Annotated in this window: 15 protein-coding genes; 14 read left to right on the top strand and 1 reads right to left on the bottom strand. The window is 60.4% G+C overall.

All coding sequences use genetic code 11. The annotated features are described in order from the left end of the window. Positions 1 to 54 precede the first annotated feature (54 nt). The 10 genes from AWB77_RS23250 to AWB77_RS23205 all read left to right on the top strand — a co-directional run bounded on the left by AWB77_RS23250 (position 55) and on the right by AWB77_RS23205 (position 13,341). Complete coding sequence (locus AWB77_RS23250) at positions 55 to 1,704, top strand: carboxylesterase/lipase family protein (RefSeq protein WP_341844994.1); 1,650 nt, start codon at positions 55 to 57, stop codon at positions 1,702 to 1,704. A gap of 399 nt (positions 1,705 to 2,103) precedes the next feature. Further along, on the top strand, positions 2,104 to 4,302 hold the full coding sequence (locus AWB77_RS23245) for a thiamine pyrophosphate-dependent enzyme (protein ID WP_061136811.1): 2,199 nt from the start codon (positions 2,104 to 2,106) through the stop codon (positions 4,300 to 4,302). Between the two features lie 15 nt (positions 4,303 to 4,317). Beyond that, complete coding sequence (locus tag AWB77_RS23240) at positions 4,318 to 5,808, top strand: indolepyruvate oxidoreductase subunit beta family protein (protein ID WP_096031173.1); 1,491 nt, start codon at positions 4,318 to 4,320, stop codon at positions 5,806 to 5,808. A gap of 28 nt (positions 5,809 to 5,836) precedes the next feature. Further along, positions 5,837 to 6,280, top strand: coding sequence for an acyl-CoA thioesterase (locus tag AWB77_RS23235; RefSeq protein ID WP_061136780.1), 444 nt, complete (start codon positions 5,837 to 5,839; stop codon positions 6,278 to 6,280). 61 nt (positions 6,281 to 6,341) lie between these two features. Continuing rightward, positions 6,342 to 8,657, top strand: coding sequence for a bifunctional salicylyl-CoA 5-hydroxylase/oxidoreductase (locus tag AWB77_RS23230; RefSeq protein ID WP_061136779.1), 2,316 nt, complete (start codon positions 6,342 to 6,344; stop codon positions 8,655 to 8,657). 51 nt (positions 8,658 to 8,708) lie between these two features. Then, complete coding sequence (locus tag AWB77_RS23225; protein WP_061136778.1) at positions 8,709 to 9,836, top strand: cupin domain-containing protein; 1,128 nt, start codon at positions 8,709 to 8,711, stop codon at positions 9,834 to 9,836. Positions 9,837 to 9,908: 72 nt separating this feature from the next. Next, the gene (locus tag AWB77_RS23220; protein WP_061136777.1) at positions 9,909 to 10,820 is read left to right on the top strand and encodes a fumarylacetoacetate hydrolase family protein; all 912 of its coding nucleotides are present in this window, start codon (positions 9,909 to 9,911) and stop codon (positions 10,818 to 10,820) included. Positions 10,821 to 10,866: 46 nt separating this feature from the next. Beyond that, positions 10,867 to 11,913, top strand: coding sequence for a carbon-nitrogen hydrolase family protein (locus AWB77_RS23215; protein WP_061136776.1), 1,047 nt, complete (start codon positions 10,867 to 10,869; stop codon positions 11,911 to 11,913). After that, entirely contained in the window at positions 11,910 to 12,668 is a 759-nt protein-coding gene (locus AWB77_RS23210; protein ID WP_061136775.1) for a maleate cis-trans isomerase family protein, read from the top strand. Before AWB77_RS23215 ends, AWB77_RS23210 begins: the two co-directional genes overlap by 4 nt. Before the next feature lies 1 nt (position 12,669). Then, a complete protein-coding gene (locus AWB77_RS23205; protein ID WP_061136774.1) occupies positions 12,670 to 13,341 on the top strand; it encodes a flavin reductase family protein in 672 nt (223 codons plus the stop codon). Between the two features lie 38 nt (positions 13,342 to 13,379). On the opposite strand, the gene AWB77_RS23200 is transcribed toward AWB77_RS23205, so the two are convergent. Next, positions 13,380 to 13,829 carry a MarR family winged helix-turn-helix transcriptional regulator gene (locus AWB77_RS23200; RefSeq protein ID WP_061136773.1) on the bottom strand — a complete coding sequence of 150 codons (450 nt, stop codon included), beginning with the start codon at positions 13,827 to 13,829 and terminating at the stop codon, positions 13,380 to 13,382. A 232-nt stretch (positions 13,830 to 14,061) separates the two neighbouring features. Between AWB77_RS23200 and AWB77_RS23195 the strand changes: the two genes are divergently transcribed. The 4 genes from AWB77_RS23195 to AWB77_RS23180 all read left to right on the top strand — a co-directional run bounded on the left by AWB77_RS23195 (position 14,062) and on the right by AWB77_RS23180 (position 18,786). Next, complete coding sequence (locus AWB77_RS23195) at positions 14,062 to 14,841, top strand: cyclase family protein (RefSeq protein ID WP_061136772.1); 780 nt, start codon at positions 14,062 to 14,064, stop codon at positions 14,839 to 14,841. A gap of 151 nt (positions 14,842 to 14,992) precedes the next feature. Continuing rightward, the gene (locus AWB77_RS34710) at positions 14,993 to 15,226 is read left to right on the top strand and encodes a DUF4148 domain-containing protein (RefSeq protein ID WP_244158625.1); all 234 of its coding nucleotides are present in this window, start codon (positions 14,993 to 14,995) and stop codon (positions 15,224 to 15,226) included. A gap of 579 nt (positions 15,227 to 15,805) precedes the next feature. Next, positions 15,806 to 17,425 carry a tannase/feruloyl esterase family alpha/beta hydrolase gene (locus AWB77_RS23185; RefSeq protein WP_157694901.1) on the top strand — a complete coding sequence of 540 codons (1,620 nt, stop codon included), beginning with the start codon at positions 15,806 to 15,808 and terminating at the stop codon, positions 17,423 to 17,425. A gap of 524 nt (positions 17,426 to 17,949) precedes the next feature. Beyond that, the gene (locus tag AWB77_RS23180; protein WP_061136769.1) at positions 17,950 to 18,786 is read left to right on the top strand and encodes a hypothetical protein; all 837 of its coding nucleotides are present in this window, start codon (positions 17,950 to 17,952) and stop codon (positions 18,784 to 18,786) included. Positions 18,787 to 18,791 lie beyond the last annotated feature (5 nt).

The following is an 18,791-nucleotide window of genomic DNA, read 5'->3' as shown; positions in this document are numbered from 1 at the left end:
CGCCGGTAGCCTGACATCAGCAAAACAATAGCGTTATCCGATGCGGAGGCAAATATGGATTCGGTATTTCGGTCGCATCGATTCACATCGATGAGCGTTCTTTGCGGCGTCACGGCGCTGTTTCTGGCCGCTTGCTCGGGAGGCGAGGAAGCATCTTCGGACCCGACGTCAGCGGCAGTCGAGAGTGGCAAACTACGCGGCGCTGTTTCGGATAACGTCCTTTCATTCAAGGGTATTCCGTACGCAGCGCCGCCCGTAGGCGATTTACGTTGGCGAGCGCCCCAGACAGCAGCTTCCTGGAGCGGTGTGCGCGATGCAAGCGCCTACGGACATGATTGTATGCAGTTACCCTTTGCTTCCGACGCTGCGCCTATCAGGACCACACCGTCGGAGGATTGCCTTGTATTGAACGTGTGGCGTCCTGCTGCGGACGCAGGCACAAGTGGGACCCAAAAGTTACCTGTCCTTGTATGGATACATGGTGGCGGCTATACGAATGGCGGCTCATCGCCAGCGGTCTACGATGGAAGCCAGTTTGCCAAGCACGGGTTGGTATTTGTGAGCCTGAACTATCGGTTAGGGCGATTCGGTTTCTTCGGACACCCCGCACTCACGGCCTCTCAGTCGGCCGAACCGCTTGGCAACTACGGATACATGGACCAGATTGCCGCGTTGCAGTGGGTTCAGCGCAATATTGCGGCCTTTGGTGGAGACCCCAAGAACGTGACAGTTTTCGGCGAGTCGGCCGGCGGCGAATCGGTGCACTCATTGATTACGTCGCCTCTGGCGAAGGGGCTCTTCTCGAAAGCAATCATCGATTCCGGTAGTGGACGCGTCAATCAAACGTATGGACGCTATCTCACCGCGACCGGACCGGGGAACGTCGCGTCGGGCGAGCAACTCGGAACCGCCTTCGCGCAGAGCATGGGGATCTCCGGCAATGATACGACCGCGTTGACCCAGTTGCGCGCCCTGACGGCCGACCAGGTGGTAAACGGGTTGAATCTCGGTACCGCGTCCTCCGCGAGTGCAACTTGGTCGTCCGGCCCGATGATCGACGGCAAGCTGGTCACTGACGAACCGGGAAGGTTATACGCGAGTGGTCAATTCAACTCCGTTTCGTTGCTGGTGGGCACCAATGATGCGGACCTTGCGATTCCCGTGCCCGCGAAGACCAAGGACGACGCGTATGCGATTTTTGGTTCACGCAATCTTGCCGCCGCGAGATCCGTCTTCGATCCAAACGGGACTGCAACTGTTCCGGACGTGGTAAGCGAAATCGCGCGGGTTGAACTGATGCATGAGCCCGCGCGATTCGTGGCGCGCAGCGTCATTGCGCACGGATCCGCTTCCTATGTATACCGATTCTCGTATGTCGCGCAATCCTTGAAAGGCAAGGTGAGCGGTGCCGTACACGCGGCCGAGATTCCGTACGTCTTCGACACGCTGACTGCGGCATACGGTAGCCAGGTCACGGACCAGGACGAGCGTGTCGCCCAGTTAGCGAATGCCTATTGGGCCGACTTCGCCAAAGCGGGAAATCCTAATGCTGCTGGTCGCCCCGTATGGCAGGCAAATGACGCGTCCTCGAACGCACTGTTGGATTTCATGCCGTCCGGGGCCGCGGTCACGGAAACGCCGGACCCCCTGAAAGGACAACTCGACCTCGTCGAGCCAGTCAACGATGCAGCGCTCGGCAGCTGAGTGTGCTTGCACCGGACGATGCGTCAGATGTGCTAAGGGCGGGAGCCGGCAAACCAGCAGGCTTCCTGCGGAGTCGACGGCGTATTCCAGTACCTGTTGCGGGCGATGGCTGTGAGCAGTGATGGCCGCCCCAAGCGGGGTTCGGCGGTTCATTATGGGGAACCGCGGCCGCCGCCCTCTACGGGGCGTGGGCCATCTTCTGAGCGCGATTGTATGGTCCAAAGTAGCAAGGGTGGCGGGACCCCGGAACCTATCCGACTGGGCTTCCACTGCACGGGCGATACAAATCGATCCTCAGGGAAAACTATGATTTTGAAATAGATGAATATGGAAATATACTAGCTTCAAGGACGACGAATTACGCGTCGTGGTCGAGGAACATTCTGTAAGAGGGCGATGATGGCCGAGCGTTCGTTTGTTGAGGAAGTCAAGAAGCTGCGCCTGGGCGCAGGGGAAGTGTTCAGCGGCGAGGGCATTCTTGCTGTGACCAAAGCCCTCCTCGAATCGGGTGTCGCGTATGTGGCCGGCTATCAGGGCGCACCCATCTCGCATCTGATGGATGTGCTCGCCGACGCTCAAGACATTCTCCAGGACCACGGCATCCGCTTTGAGAACAGCGCCAGCGAAGCGACCGCCGCCGCCTCTCTGGCGGCCTCTGTCAACTACCCGCTGCGCGGCGCCGTTACCTTTAAGGCGACTGTGGGGACAAACGTCGCCTCGGACGCTTTGGCGAACCTCGCGTCAGGCGGGGTGACTGGAGGCGCATTGATCATCGTCGGCGAAGACTACGGCGAAGGCTCGTCGATCATGCAGGAGCGCAGTCACGCGTTCGCGATGAAGTCGCAAATCTGGCTTGTTGACCCGCGCCCGAATCTGCCTTGCATCGTGCAAGCGGTGAAGGACGGGTTCGACCTCTCGGAGGCGAGCAGTACGCCCGTCATGCTGCAGCTGCGCATTCGTGCGTGCCACCTGCACGGGCAGTTCGTCGCCTCTGATAACAAGCGCTCCGCCTTCACGATCAAGGACGCACTCGAGAACCCGGCGCGCGACGTCAACCGTATCGTGCTGCCGCCAGCGAGCTTTGCGCACGAGCGCGAAAAGATCCATGAACGTTGGCCTGCGGCCGTCGAGTTCATCGAGTCACGCAGGCTTAATGAATTTTTCGGAGAAGACGGCCAGGACATCGGCATTGCCGTGCAAGGTGGTAGTTACAACACGGTGTTGCGAGCCCTCGAACGGCTGGGCCTCGCCGACGTATATGGCGAGTCGAAAATCCCGATGTACGTAATGAACGTGGCGTATCCCCTGATCGACTCTGAATGGGAGCGTTTCTGTGCGGACAAGCGTGCGGTGCTTGTGATCGAGGAAGGGCAGCCTAATTTCGTCGAGCAGAACGCCAGCGCGATCCTTCGTCAGCGGGGCGTGTCGGCCGCGCTGCATGGCAAGGACGTCCTGCCGCTTGCTGGTGAATACAACACCGCGACGGTGATGAAGGGACTGCGTAGCTTCTTCGAGCGATATGGCGTCCTTGAGCCGCAGCCGGCGCCGCGCAAAGTGATACCGGTGGTCGCGGTCAAAGAAGCGGCGACGACTAACGTCGCGGCAGACAATCGGACACCGGAAGTCAACGAGTTGCCCGCGCTTGACGACAATGTGCACGCGCGCCCGCCTGGCTTTTGCACGGGCTGCCCTGAGCGCCCGATCTTCACTGCGATGAAGCTGCTCGAGCGTGAGATCGGCCCGCATCACGTCAGCGCCGATATTGGCTGCCATTTGTTTTCCATCCTTCCGCCGTTCAATCTGGGCGCTACGACGATGGGGTACGGCTTGGGCGGCGCCAGTGCCGCTGCGCTCAATGCGCCAGCCGCGAAGCGCGCCATTTCCGTCATGGGCGACGGCGGATTCTGGCACAACGGACTGACAAGCGGCATCGCCAATGCCGTCTTCAACAAGAGCGACAACCTGACTGTGGTGGTCGACAACAGTTATACGTCGGCCACGGGTGGTCAGGACATCCTGTCTTCGACCGCGCTGAATCCGACTCGTAGCACGGGGCACGAGATCGAGCAGGCGGTGCGTGGAGTGGGCGTGAATTGGGTGAAGACGGTACGTCGCACCTATGACCTGAAGACCATGAAGGCGACGCTCAAGGAGGCCCTGACCACGCCTACCAAGGGGCCCAAGGTGCTGATCGCGCAAAGCGAGTGCATGCTCAACAAGCAGCGGCGGGAGAAGCCGAAGCAGCGCAAGGCCATCGCTGCGGGCGAGCGCGTGGTGCGAGAACGATTCGGCGTCGATTCCGATACCTGTACGGGGGATCACTCGTGTATCCGCCTGTCAGGTTGCCCATCGCTGTCGATCAAACCCAATCCCGACGTGCTGCGTACTGACCCAGTGGCAACCGTGCTGGACAGTTGCGTGGGCTGCGGTCTGTGCGGGGAGGTTTCGCATGCAGCGGTCCTGTGTCCGTCGTTCTATCGCGCGCAGATCATCAGCAACCCCACGCGCGCGGACAAGCTGCGGCAGCGCACGCGGGACGCAGTGATCGGCTGGCTTCAACGCCGCGGCGCCGCGCGCCGTGCACGCTACGCATTCTGATTCAGGATGAACATGATGAACCTGCAACCCATCAAAATTGCGATTCTCGCCATGGGCGGCGAGGGCGGCGGGGTGCTCGCCGACTGGATTGTCGATCTCGGCGAGCACAACGGCTATCGCGCCCAGACTACGTCGGTACCGGGGGTCGCACAGCGTACCGGAGCGACCATCTATTACGTCGAGCTCTTTCCGGTAGAACCGGGCCTCGCCCGCGCGCCCGTTCTCTCGCTGATGCCTTTGCCGGGTGACGTGGATGTCGTTCTCGCTTCGGAGCTCATGGAGGCAGGCCGCGCCGTGCAACGTGGACTCGTCACATCCGACCGCACGACGCTCATTTCTTCCACGCATCGCGTCTACTCAATCGCAGAAAAAACCGCAATGGGCGATGGCCGCGTGGATAGCGAAACGCTTATTGCACACGCAAGCAAGGCGGCAAAGCGTTACATCCGCTTCGACATGGCGGCCGCGGCACAGGCAAGCGGCAGTGTGATTAGCGCCGTGCTGTTTGGCGCGCTCGCCGGCGCTGGCGTGCTGCCGTTCAGTCGCCGCGAGTTCGAGGAGACGGTCGAGCGGGGCGGCGTCGGCGTCAAGCCGAGCCTGCGGGCATTCGCGCTCGCGTTCGATCGCGCAAGCGAGGAAGACACTGCCGACGCCGGGGTGCCTGCGGACGAGTTGCAGCCGACGCCCCGCAATTCGACAGTCGCACGGCTGGTCGAGCGTGTACGTGCGCAATTGCCAATCGCGGTTCAGCGCATTGCCCTCGAAGGTGTGCGCCGCCTGATCGACTATCAGGATCCCGACTACGCGCGCGTGTATCTCGACCGGCTCATCGCGCTCGCCAGCGCACTGCCCGCCGAAGAAACGGCACTGTTACGCGAGACCGCGCGTCACCTCGCGCTCTGGATGTCGTATGAAGACACGATCCGTGTGGCGGACCTGAAGACGCGCGGCGCGCGCTTCGAGCGCGTGCGCGGTGAAGTGCAGGCTCAGTCGAACCAGTTGCTGGAAATCAACGAGTTCATGCATCCGCGTATCGAAGAAATCTGCGAGACGCTGCCTGCGGGCCTCGGCCGCTGGTTGGCGAAGCCGCATTGGCTTCACGGATTCGTCAAGCGACGCACGCAGTCTGGACGGGTGATCCGCACGAGTTCGCTGGGCGGCTACTTGATGCTGCACGCCGTCGCCAGCCTGCGGGCCATTCGGCGCAGCACGCTGCGCTATCAGCTCGAAAACGCACGTATCGAAGCTTGGCTGGCGCAGATCGCCGAGACGGCAAAACACAATCCCGCGCTGGCCACTGAAATCGCCCAGTGCCAGCGACTGGTCAAAGGCTATAGCGATACACATGCGCGCGGCCTGAAGAACTACCAGACGCTGATGACCGCGGTGAGTAAGGCCGGTGCGCGGCTGGCCCCCGCAACCCTGCGCGACTTGCGCGACGCCGCGCTCGCCGACGAACATGGCCACAAGTTGAGAGCGGCGCTTGCGCGGCACGCGCTGGCTTGAGCGGCCCACAACAAATCGAGGAATCGATATGAGTACCCACGTGTTCGAACGCCAGCGCAAGATCCACTTCTCCGAGTGCGATGCAGCCGGGATTGTCTTCTATCCCCAATATTTCGTGCTCTTCAACGACCTGATCGAACAGTGGATCGACGAATTGTTGCCCGACGGCTATCACGGCGTGCTCGGCACACGGCGCGTCGGAATGCCGACGGTGCGTCTGGAGGTCGACTTCAAGGCGATCAGCAAAATGGGCGACCAAGTTTCGCTCTCGCTCGACGTGGAGCGCCTCGGCAACAAGTCACTGACGCTCGGATGGACGTGTACCGGCGCCGATGGGGTGGTTCGCATGGCCGCGCGCCAGACAATCGTGACGACTTCGCTGGACACCCACGAATCCATCCCGATTCCGGAGGATTTGCGGGCCGGAATCGAGCGTGCGGCGAATGAGTGCGCAGTCGCGGTCGATCAATGAAGCGGGGCGGCGCTCGCTAGCAGGGCTGCATAGGTAAATCTGAGATATCGGAGCAAGGCAAATGAAGATCGTCTGCATTGGAGGCGGGCCGGCGGGCCTGTACTTTGGATTGCTTATGAAACTGCAAGATCCAAAAAACGAGATCGTGGTCGTCGAGCGCAATCGTCCTTACGACACGTTCGGATGGGGCGTGGTGTTTTCCGACGCGACGATGGACAACCTGCGCGAAGCCGATCCCGTGTCGGCGGGGACGATCGGGGACGCGTTCAATCGCTGGGACGATATCGAGATCCACTTCAAGGACCGCTCGATCAGAAGCGGTGGACACGGCTTCATCGGCATTGGCCGCAAGAAGCTGCTCAACATTCTGCAGGCGCGATGCGAAGACGTGGGCGTCAAGCTGGTGTTCGAGGAGTATGTCGAGGATGATCAGACGATCGCTCGCAAGTATGACGCCGACCTCGTCATTGCGTCCGACGGAGTGAATAGCCTCACGCGCAGGAAGTATCAGCAGACCTTCCGTCCCGATATCGACGAGCGTCGATGCCGCTTTGTCTGGCTGGGCACGAAGAAGGTTTTCGACGCCTTCAACTTCATCTTTGTGCAGAACGAGCACGGCTGGTTCCAGGCGCACGCCTATCGTTTCGAGGACGGTCTGTCGACTTTCATTGTCGAAACGCCCGAGCAGACGTGGCAAGCCGCAGGCATTGGCGAGATGAGTCAGGAAGAGGGCATCGCCTATTGCGAGAGACTTTTTGCACCGTATCTCGACGGCAATCCGCTTATCTGCAACGCCACGCATCTGCGCGGCTCCGCGATCTGGATTCGCTTCCCGCGCGTCATTTGTGGGAAGTGGGTGCACTGGACCACGCAAGGCGATGGAAAGCAAGTTCCGGTCGTGCTGATGGGGGACGCGGCGCATACCGCGCATTTTTCGATTGGCTCAGGAACCAAGCTGGCTCTCGAGGACGCGATCGAGTTGGCGCGTAGCTTGAAAACGATCAGTGGGTCACTCGAAACGCAGCTCGCGCATTACGAGGCGGTGCGCAGCGTCGAAGTACTCAAGATACAGAACGCCGCGCGTAATTCGACCGATTGGTTCGAGAACGTTGAGCGCTACGCTAGTCTGGAACCGGAACAGTTCGCTTATTCGTTGCTTACCCGCTCGCAACGAATTTCGCACGAGAACCTTCGTCTGCGAGATCGCGAGTGGCTCGAAGGCTATGAGACGTGGCTTGCCAGCCAGGCTGGCGCGACGAGTGCCGACCACGCTGTGCCCCCGATGCTTACACCGTATCGAATCCGCGACGTCGAACTGAAGAACCGGATCGTGGTTTCGCCCACCGCGATGTACTCGTGCGAAAACGGCGTGCCGGGTGACTTTCATCTCGTGCATCTCGGTAGCCGCGCGCTCGGCGGCGCAGCGCTCGTGATGGTTGAGATGACAGCGGTTTCTCCGGAAGCACGGGCGACGCCGGGATGCCCCGGACTCTGGAACGACGAACAGACGGCCGCGTTCGCGCACATCGTTAAATTTCTTCACGCCAACTCCAGTGCGCGTATCGGCATCCAGCTGGGTCATGCAGGACGCCGTGCATCGACGCAACTTGGGTGGCAGAAGATGGACCATCCGCTGGAGACCGGCAACTGGCCCTTGGTTTCGGCTTCGGCGCTGCCGTATCTGCCCGGTGTATCGGAAACGCCTCGAGCCATGACGCGGGACGACATGGACCGCGTGCGCGACGACTTCGTTGCGGCCGCCCGTCGAGCCAATGCAGCCGGTTTCGACTGGCTGGAGTTGCAAGCGGGTCACGGTTATCTGCTGTCGTGCTTTATCTCGCCAATCACGAACCAGCGAGACGACGAGTACGGCGGATCGCTCGAAAACCGCATGGCGTTTCCTCTCGAGGTCCTTCGCGCGGTGCGCCGCGTGTGGCCGGAGGCAAAACCGATCTCGGTGCGGATTTCCGCCTCGGACTGGGTGGAAGGCGGCATTGGCGGCGATGACGCGGTGCAGATCGGGCGCCTCCTTAAGGCCGCCGGCGCGGACATGATCGATTGCTCGTCTGGCGAAGTGACGCCGCAGCAGAAGCCTATCTACGGCCGCATGTATCAAACGCCGTTTGCCGACCGCGTTCGCAACGAGGCGCAGGTGCCGACGATTGCCGTAGGCGCCATCACGGAAGGCGACCAGGTGAACGGCATCATCGCGTCGGGGCGCGCCGACCTATGCGCGATTTCGCGCCCGTATCTCGCGGATCCCGCGTGGCTGCTGCGTGAAAGCGCGAAGCTCGGCTACCGGAACGTGGAATGGCCGCCGCAGTATCTGTTTGCTAAGGAGCAGATGGAACGCGCCTTTCAACGCGCGCCATCATGAGAAGGCAGCGTGCCTGGTTGACCTACTTTCACGCAATGGAGTCGCAACGACATGGCTGAGCAAAATTACGACGCGTATCGCGAGGGCGTCGCGGGCCGCGCAGATGTTGAAGACACGCCAGAACTCATCGCCTATTACAGATCACTTGAAAAGTTGGAGGCGGGGGCGCTCTGGACCGTGGCGAACAAGATCGAACCGTGGCAGCCCAGATCCGAGTCGGTCCCGGTGCTCTGGCGCTATCGCGATATGCGTGAGCATGTGCTCCGTTCTGTCGACCTCGTGTCGCCCGAAAAGGCCGGCCGTCGCGTCATCTACTTGAGCAATCCGGGTCGTCGGGAGGTGTCAGCAGCGGTTGGCTGGCTGTATTCGGGGCTTCAGGTCATGCACCCGGGAGAAGTTGCGTCGGCGCACGCCCACTCTTCATCTGCGCTGCGTTTCATCATGGAAGGCACGGGCGCCTACACCGTGGTCGACGGCCACAAAATGACGCTCGGGCGCAATGATTTCGTGCTTACCCCCAATGGCACCTGGCATGAGCACGGGGTGGCGGAGGAGGGCACGGCCTGCATTTGGCAGGACGGTCTCGACATTCCGCTCGTCAATGCCTTGGAGGCCGGTTTCTATGCGGTGCATCCCGATCTTCGCCAGGCAGTCACGCACCCGGTGAACGACTCAACGGCGACCTGGGGCGCGCCTGGTCTGCGCCCGCAGAACGGCGACTGGAACAAGCGCTACTCCCCGCTCTTCAAGTACGAGTGGGAGCCGACATACGAAGCCCTTGTACGGCACGCACGCGTAACCGACGGCTCGCCGTTCGACGGCGTGCTGATGCACTACGTAAATCCTGTGACGGGCGGCCCTGTGATGTCGACCATTGGCGCGAGCATGCAATTGCTTCGTCCGGGCGAGCAGACGCGCGCTCACCGCCACACGGGCAGCTTTATCTATCAGGTGGCGAAGGGCAGCGGCTATTCGATCATCAATGGCAAGCGTCTGGACTGGACCGAACGTGACATTTTTTGCGTGCCGTCGTGGGCGTTCCACGAGCACGCAAACAGCTCATCGTCGGACGACGCGTGCCTGTTCTGTTTCAACGATTTGCCGGTCATGCAGGCGCTGAACCTATATCGCGAAGAAGCGCTTGCCGAAAACGGCGGGCATCAAACCGTAGCAGCGTGAACGTCGGGCATTCGAAGTTCGATTCAATATTAGCCGCCTCATTCGTCGGGCGGGTTTTAGGGAGGTTTTATCATGCGTCTTGTCACCTATCGATCCGATGTGAATGCTGCCGCGCGTCTCGGCGCGATCGTCGATGATGCTGTCGTCGACCTCGAGCGCCTCGGCGCCGCCACGGGCTTTCCTTTGCCGGCGAGCATGCTCGAATTCATTGACCTCGGCCCGCAGGCAGTACGGCAGACGAGCGCGTTGCTCAACGAACAGCGCGGCAAATGGCCGTTCGGCGCCTCGATGCCGGTGAGCAATGTCAAGCTGCTTGCGCCCATTCCTCGGCCGCGCAAGAACATTTTCGGGATCGGCCTGAACTACGTTGAGCACGTTGCGGAGTCGAGCCGCACCCTCGATACGTCGAAGGATTTGCCGAAGGAACCCGTCATTTTCTCAAAGCCGCCGACCTCGGTGATCGGTCCGGGCGACGCCATCGAGCACAATAAGGAAGTCACGCAGCAACTCGATTGGGAGATTGAACTTGCGGTCATCATGGGCACGCGCGCCAAGCGTGTCAGCGAGTCCGATGCGCTCAGCTACGTGTTCGGCTACAGCGTGATGATCGATATGAGCGCACGCGATTGTCGCCGTGCCGGCCAGTGGATCTATTCGAAAGGGCAGGACACGTATGCACCGTTCGGGCCATGCATCGTCACCGCAGACGAGATTCCCGACCCGCATACGCTCAACTTGAGCTTGACCGTCAACGGCGTGACCAAGCAAAGCTCCAATACGCGCCACATGCTCTTCAAGGTGCCGACGCTCATCGCGGACATCAGTAAGGCCATCACGTTGGAGCCGGGCGACATCATCGCTACGGGCACGCCGGACGGCGTGGGGGCGGGCCGTTCGCCGCAGGAATGGCTCTGGCCCGGTGACATCGTGCATGGGCAGGTGGAAGGCATTGGTGAGCTGCGTCATCCGGTGGTGGCCGTTTGACGCCCGCGAGATCCGCTTAACCCTACCGAACCATCGGAGACGCTCTATGCTCAATCTTCCCCAATTCAAGGCGGCGGCGGTGCAGGCCTCCCCGGTGTTCCTGGACACTGACGCTACCGTCGACAAAGTATGCAGGCTTATTCGTGAAGCAGCGGGCAACGGCGCGCGGCTTGTCGCCTTTCCGGAAGTGTTCGTGGCGGGCTACCCCTACTGGAACTGGGTGATGAACCCGGTGGAAGGCAGTCCGTGGTTCGAGAAGCTTTGCAAGTCGGCGATCGAGATTCCCGGACCCGAGATCCGCCGCATTGCCGCCGCTGCAAAAGCGAATCACATCAATGTCGTGGTCGGCGTGAATGAGCGTAGCCGAACAGGCATTGGCACGCTGTACAACACGCTTCTGACAATCAGCGACGACGGGCGAATCTTGGGCCGGCATCGCAAGCTCGTGCCGACGTGGGCCGAAAAGCTCACATGGGCGAATGGCGATGGCTCCGCACTGCGCGTGCACGACACCAGCGTCGGGCCGCTGGGCTCACTCGCTTGTGGCGAGAACACGAACACACTGGCGCGTTTCAGCCTGCTCGCACAAGGAGAACTCGTTCATGTAGCGAGCTATATCGCGCTGCCGGTGGCGCCTCCCGACTATGACATGGCTGAAGCGATTCGCGTGAGAGCCGCCGCGCATTGCTTCGAAGGCAAGCTATTTACCGTGGTCTCATGTTCGACGGTGTCGCCTGAGATCGTCGACGCGATGAGTGCCACGCATCCGCAAGCGCGCGAGCTCCTCGCGCGCCGCAATAGCGCGTTCTCGGGGATTCTCGGCCCCGACGGCCGCGTGGTCGGTGAACCGCTCATCGACGAAGAAGGGATCGTGTACGCCGACATCGATCTCTCGCGCTGCATCCAACCGCGCCAGATGCACGACATTACTGGCCACTACAACCGCTTTGACGTGTTCGATCTGCGCGTGAACCGCCGGCCGCTCGCGCCTGCGCAGTTTGTTGATGGCACGGTCGAAACCTTCAACCGCCTCGACGCTGACGCCGAACTGGCGGACCTTAACTCCTTCGAGCTTACTGAGAGCAAGTCATGACACAACCCCGTGTTCTGCGTATCGGGCAGATTGTGCCCTCGTCCAACACGACGATGGAAACCGAGATTCCGGCGATGTTTCGTACGCGCGAGCGCGACTTCGACGAGCGCTTCACGTTCCACTCCAGCCGGATGCGAATGAAGAAGGTCGTCAAGGAGGAACTTGAAGCCATGGATCGCGACAGCGACCGGTGCGCGCTCGAGTTGTCTGATGCGCGCGTCGACGTGCTCGGTTACGCGTGCCTCGTGGCGATCATGAGCATGGGGCAGGGCTATCACCGGGTATCTGAGAAGCGTCTTTTCGAACGTACTGTAGAAAATGGTGGCTCAGCGCCGGTCGTGACGAGCGCGGGCGCATTGGTCGATGGACTGCACGCAATGGGCGCGAAGCGCGTTTCGGTGGTGTGCCCCTATATGAAACCGTTGACCAAGATGGTCGTGGAGTACATCGAGAGCGAAGGCATCGAAGTACAGGATTACGTCGCGCTGGAGATTCCCGATAACCTGCAGGTGGCCGCGCAAGACCCGGCGCGGCTGGTCGAAATCTACAAGCGTCTGAATAGCGCGAACACCGATGCCCTCGTGCTGTCGGCCTGCGTGCAAATGCAATCGTTGCCTTCTATCCAGCGTGTGCAGGACGAGTCAGGCATTCCCACTGTCTCGGCAGCGGTGGCGACGACGTGGCAGATGCTGCGGCGTCTTGACCTGTGCACCGAGGTGGCGGGTTGCGGCGAACTTCTCTCCGGAAGGTACTGAGATGGAAGCGCCGCAGCTCGTTGCGTCGCAGGGCGTCGCAGACGACGACATCCATTTTTACGAGCCCGCACGCGGGCACGGTCTCGCCCACGATCCGCTCGGTGCGATCGTCGGACCGCGCCCAATTGGCTGGATCTCCACGCGCGCCGCAGATGGCCGCCTCAATCTCGCGCCTTACAGCTTCTTCAACATCTTCAACTATTCGCCGCCCGTCCTTGCTTTCTCGAGCGTCGGCTTTAAGGACACGGTACGGAACGCGCGTGAAACGGGAGAGTTTGTTTGGAATCTGGTAACCCGGGACCTATGCGAGCGCATGAATTTGACGAGCGCGGAGGTGCCGGCCGACGTCGACGAGTTTGCAATCGCCGGCGTGGATGCGGCTTCTTCACGCGCCGTCTCCGTCCCCCGCGTGGCGCAAAGCCCCGTTTCGTTCGAGTGCAGGGTGTCTGACGTGATCCAGTTGCGGCGCGCGAATGGCAGCGCAATCGATACATGGATGGTGGTCGGGGAGGTCGTTGGCGTGCACATCGCGCGTGGATTGTTGAGTGACAACGCGTATGCAACGGCGGCCGCGCGCCCGGTCATGCGCGGCGGCGGTCCCGCGGACTACTTTGAAATTGAAGAGGCGGCGAAGTTCAAGATGGCTCGGCCTAAGGCGCTTAACCGAGGATAGCCAAGGCTACCCGCTGAACGAACCGGCCGGGGAACGCTTTACGCGGGCGGGCGGTGGAGATCGAGAAGTAGACGCAAAGTGGCCTTGAGTTCATCGGCCTTGGCTTTTCCCAGCGGCGCCAGCACCCGCTCCTCATGAGCTTTCGCCTGCTTAATGAGCGCGGAGACGAGCTTCTGGCCTCGCGGCGTGATGCGTACCAGTGTGACACGTCGGTCGGTATCGTGCGGGACCCGCTTGACATAGCCTTGCGCTTCCATGCGGTCCAGCAACCGTGTCACGGTGGGCTGCTTCGTGACGGTCATTTGAGCCAGCTGACCGATGCTGATCGTCTTGCCTTCCGAGAGCGTCGACAACACGCGCCAGTCAGAAACCTCAAAGCCGGCGGCTTGCACGATCGCATGGAATTCGCCAGAGATGAGCTGGCTGACTTGTGCGAGCAGCGCGGGCGTGTAGTCATCGACGAAGCCGCTGAAAGGTGAATTGCTCATGCTTGGATGGTCTGCAGTCGTAGAGGGACGCGCCGTTGCGTAAGAAGCGTTTGTGCCGCCGGGGCCGCAAGTGTCGAGGCACCAAAGACAGGCTAAACATGATTTTGAATGGTTTTCCCGCCAAAGACAACGCGGCAGGTAGGCGAAATCGGACGACACGATAGATAGCAACGCGCACTGCGGGCGCAACCCAGTGCATTCACAGTCGATTGAGCATAAAACGGAGCCCAGCATGAGCAATAGTCTTGAGCATCTTACCGTCGATCTCGCGAGCGGCCGTGTCCGCGTGGTCGATCTGACGCAAACCCTGTCACCGGATTTCCCCGCATTGCAGTTGCCGCCGCAGTTCGGTCAGGTTTGGGCGTTCAAGATGGAAAGGATCAGTCAGTACGATGAGCAGGGCCCGGGCTGGTACTGGAACAATTTCTCGTGCGGCGAACACACCGGCACGCACTTCGACGCTCCCGTACATTGGGTGACGGGCAAGGACCACGAGCAGAACACCGTCGATACCATAGACGTTCAAAACTTCATTGCTCCGGCGGTCGTGGTCGACGCGAGCGCCGAGGTGGCGGCCAATGACGACTGGCTTCTGAGCGTCGGCTTCCTTGAAGGGTGGGAAGCAAAGCACGGGCGCATCCCGGCTGGCGCCTGGGTGCTACTGCGCTCTGACTGGTCCAGACGCACCGATCCGGTTGCGTTTCTTAATATGCGTGAGGATGGGGCGCACACCCCCGGCCCGACGCAGGAGGCGGTTGAATGGCTCATACACGAGCGGAAGGTGCGCGGCTTCGGCGTCGAGACCATCAACACTGATGCTGGTCAGTCGTACGCATGGCCTACGCCTTATCCGTGTCACACTCTGATGCACGGTTCTAATCGGTACGGCTTGCAGTGTCTAAAAAATCTCGATCAATTGCCGGCTACGGGCACTGTGATCGTCTCAGCGCCGTTGAAAATTCAAGGCGGATCAGGGAGTCCGCTGCGAGTACTGGCGCTCGTCGCGAACTGAGCGAGCCTGCAATTGCCCGCTGATGACGTGCCAAGATGGATTGTCCTTATGTCCTTATGTCCTTACTCGACCGTAGGAGTGCCGAAAATTGAATATCAATACCATCGCGAAAGCTATATTTTGTGTCGCACTAGGTGTGTCGCTCGTTAGCGTGTCGCACGCTCAAAATGAAGGCCCAGCGGGGGCGCAGAGCGCGCAGGCGTCTCATAGCACCAAGGCACAGCGGAAGGAAGCGAGACAACAGGCTCGTGCCAAGAAAAACGCAGAGCTGAAGAAACTCGAAGACGCGGGATACAACCCGGCGAAGGGCAACGATCCTCATTATCCGCAGGATCTTCAGAGCGCCCAGAAGAAGGCCGGTGTCGCTGGGGCCGCTAGCCAATAGACACTGCTTCGGATACAGCGTGACCGTCGAATAATGGGCCGGTAGGCAGGCTATGCCGGTTGCGGTCAGTCGCGCTCCTTGCACTTCAATCGAGAGTAGCCGCCGAGCAACGTGGTCAAAGAGGCGCGGTGCAGTTGACCAACCTCAGGGTTGAAAACGACGTATACGTCGATGTCCATTTGCTGAATCGAAGCGTTCATGTTGGGCAATACGTCGACGATCCGTCGGCCGCACCGCAAAGCTCAGTCGGATGTCGGCGAGCTGCTTTCCATACACTGTTGCAGGTGCGGCAGAGAGTGAGTTCGACGCAGTGCGAATCAGCCTGGCGGATGATGGCGATATTAAAAGCAAATTTGCGATATGTGCCGCGCATATCTTAGACTCAGCACGTGGGGCAACCTCGGTAAGGGTCCATGAGAATTGCAGTTCGTTATCCTACGCTTAATGATCTGGGCCGTTGGTCTTTGCTCCTTACCACCACCGATGACAGTGCGCGGGTACCGCTTGAGAGGGCACCGCAAACCTAATCACGGTGACGTTTTGCCGCCATGCGTCTACAAGCGAAAGAGGAGACTTGAATTGCAAAAGAAAAGAGAGTGGGCGGATTTACCGTTTCTTACCGTCAAGCTGGTCGTTGCGACCTCTGTAGCGGCTTCGATTGGCGCATGCGGAGGAGGGTCGGACGAGGCGCCGCCAGTGCCATCGATGAGGGCTAGCTGCTCTTCGCTTCCCGGAACAAGCATTGCCGATACGACGTTCACTGCGGCGGAAGCTATCCCAGCAGGCGACTACACAACTCCGGCTGGCAAAACGGTGGCAGGACTACCAGCGTTTTGCCGACTGGCCGCTACGATAAAGCCGACGGCGGAGTCCGACATCAAAGTTGAGCTGTGGATGCCCACCGATTGGAACGGCAAGTTTCTCGGGACAGGTAACGGCGGAGCCGGAGGCGTTATCCAGTACGACGCCATGGCGATCGGGTTGCGGCGCGGCTTCGCGGTCGCGAACACCGATATGGGAACTTCCCCCGATGGCGTCAGCGCTGTGGTTGGCAAAATGGAAAGAATCGTCGACTACGGATACCGATCGACGCACCTCATGACCACGATGTCAAAGGCCATGCTGAAGCAGTTCTATTCGACCGACCCGACACGTTCCTACTTCTACGGGTGTTCAACCGGTGGCGCGCAGGGCGTACAGGAGGCGCTTAAGTTTCCGCAGGATTACGACGGGATTGTCGTAGGCGCAATGGGCCACAATCGCGTGCCCGCCCACGTTGCGGGTCTTTGGGCCTACGTGGCAACCCAACACGATATGACGACCTATCTGACTGCTGCCAAGCGTAAGCTCTGGGCCGACAAGGTGATGGACTCATGCGACGCGCTCGACGGCCTCAGGGATGGGGTGATCGGACGGCCTGATAAGTGCGCGGTCGACCCTTCTGTTTTGCAATGTGCCGCGGGTGACGGCCCGGACTGCCTGTCAGCGGGTCAGGTCGGCGCATTGCGAAAAATTTACGCGGGGCCTACTCATTCGGTCACCGGCGAACACCTCTATCCTGGTTTCCTCCGAGGCACTGAACTCAGCTTCCCGGCTGAGGTCCCGTCGGCCACGGCCGTATCGGGAGGCGGCAACTTCCCTTTTCAGTGGATTTGGGGTTTGAACTGGAATTGGCGAAGCTTCGACTTTGGGCGCGACGTGGACGTTATGCGCAATACGCTCAACTTCGCTGTAGATGCAACTAGCGGAGATCTCACCGCCTTCAACGCCCGAGGCGGCAAGATGATGATGTTCCAAGGCCTGGCTGATCCGATCGCCGCGCCAGGTGAAACGTTGAACTATCTGAACACCGTCGAGAAGACAATGCCGGGGCAATCGGATAAATTCGTCAGGCTCTTCAATGCACCGGGCATGGGCCACTGCGGGGGGGGTGTCGGACCAAATGTCTTTGGCAACTTCCAAGTCGGCTTTCCGGAGCATCCGAATGACCCTACGCAAGATCTGCTTGCGGCCATGGAGCAATGGGTTGAGAACGGACGCGCGCCGACGCAAATTACCGCGACCAAATACGTCAATAGCCAGCCCACCGGCCCAGTGGAACGAACAATGCCGCTTTGCGCGTGGCCGAAGGTGAGCAAGTACAAAGGAACGGGCGACGTGAATTCAGCGGCGAGCTTCGATTGTGTCGCTGCAGATTGAAACCGCTCAGACGCATTCGCGACAAGCTCAGGCTCACGGTACCTCGGACGCTGGTCTAACAGGGCTATCGGCTCGGAGCGACGACCTTTTGTTTCAACAGTGACGTCTGGCCCGGCCGGTGCCGAACGGCTGTAGTAGGTGGTGAATTCAACCGGTCAATGCAACGCCTAGAATCTGGGTGAGCAGCGGAGTGTTGCAAATGATGCATCGACCGGTTGCATCCACCGTTGACCAGCGAAATTCAGTCTGCGACCTTAGCGCGTGGCGTACCAAAGCAATCCGAGAATTGTGGACGCCACCGATCGATACCTTCCTTCGGTATTGTTGTTACTGACATTTCACCGGGTAGACACTCGGTCTTCATGCTGCCTGCCGATCTCACTACGGTGGTGGTAGGCGCCGCCTCCCTGTGCGGCAGCGATCTGACGCGCTCACTCACATCCTGTCCAGTTTATTCTTGTTATATAAGTTTCGGATGCGTTTTCTGTTGTGTCTCCGGTGATCGTGACAAGTCGCTTGAGGCCATGATCGAGGATGAGCAATACGGTCATCTTCGACCGCTGAACGACTTCCGCAACTATCTGCTCGCGATCCAGTGGGATATGTCGCGCCGGGAGTTGGTTGGGCGGTCGCTGAGCGATGCGGGCTACACGCGCATCCAGGCGGACACGTACAGCTACCTAACGCGTGTCGACCTCCTGAAAAAGCTCTGCAGTATCGACGCGGCCGAGCGGGACCGCGCAGAAGCACAGTCGGCCGCACTGGCGACCGGATCAATTCCGGATACGGAAGAGAACCGGCTGCTGTGCGAGCCGCAGTTCGAGTTCGTGACGCCGCAGCAGTTGGTGGCCATCGACTTTTTCCTGTCGATGCATCACTACGCGCCACATGCGTTTCCCGCGCTTGCGGTTTGGCACGACGTAAACGTGCTTGGGCGTCGGTATCCGGTTCCGAAGCTCGACGGCTTGCCGAAGACCGAAATCGTGTTGCACGGCTGGTATCCAGTCGGTCGGTACGACAAGGAGGCGCCTTCAACGGGATTGCGCTCGTTCGATGCTGAACAGTGGAATTCCTACCGGCATCCGGATCGGCCCGGGCGATATGCGAGGACGACCGGCGGTGAGCAGACAGTCTATTTCGAGGAAGCTTCGCAGTTCGAGGTGGATGCGGAAGCGGCGTGCCTGTTCGTCACCTGCACCTACGACACCGCTTTCATGCTGGACACGCAGCATCGGGACGCGATCGACTCGGCGCACTTCTGGCTGAACGAGGGCATTGTGAAGCTGCCGACCGGCATGGCCCAGCGCTGTGGGACATGGCCAAACGCGGGCAGTACTTCGCGCGACTCGCTCAGCGTCTGAACTTG

It is taken from the genome of Caballeronia fortuita (assembly GCF_001544835.2).
GTDB lineage: Bacteria > Pseudomonadota > Gammaproteobacteria > Burkholderiales > Burkholderiaceae > Caballeronia > Caballeronia fortuita.
Note: the sequence above shows the minus strand (reverse complement) of the source record. Positions and strands in the feature narration are given on the sequence as shown.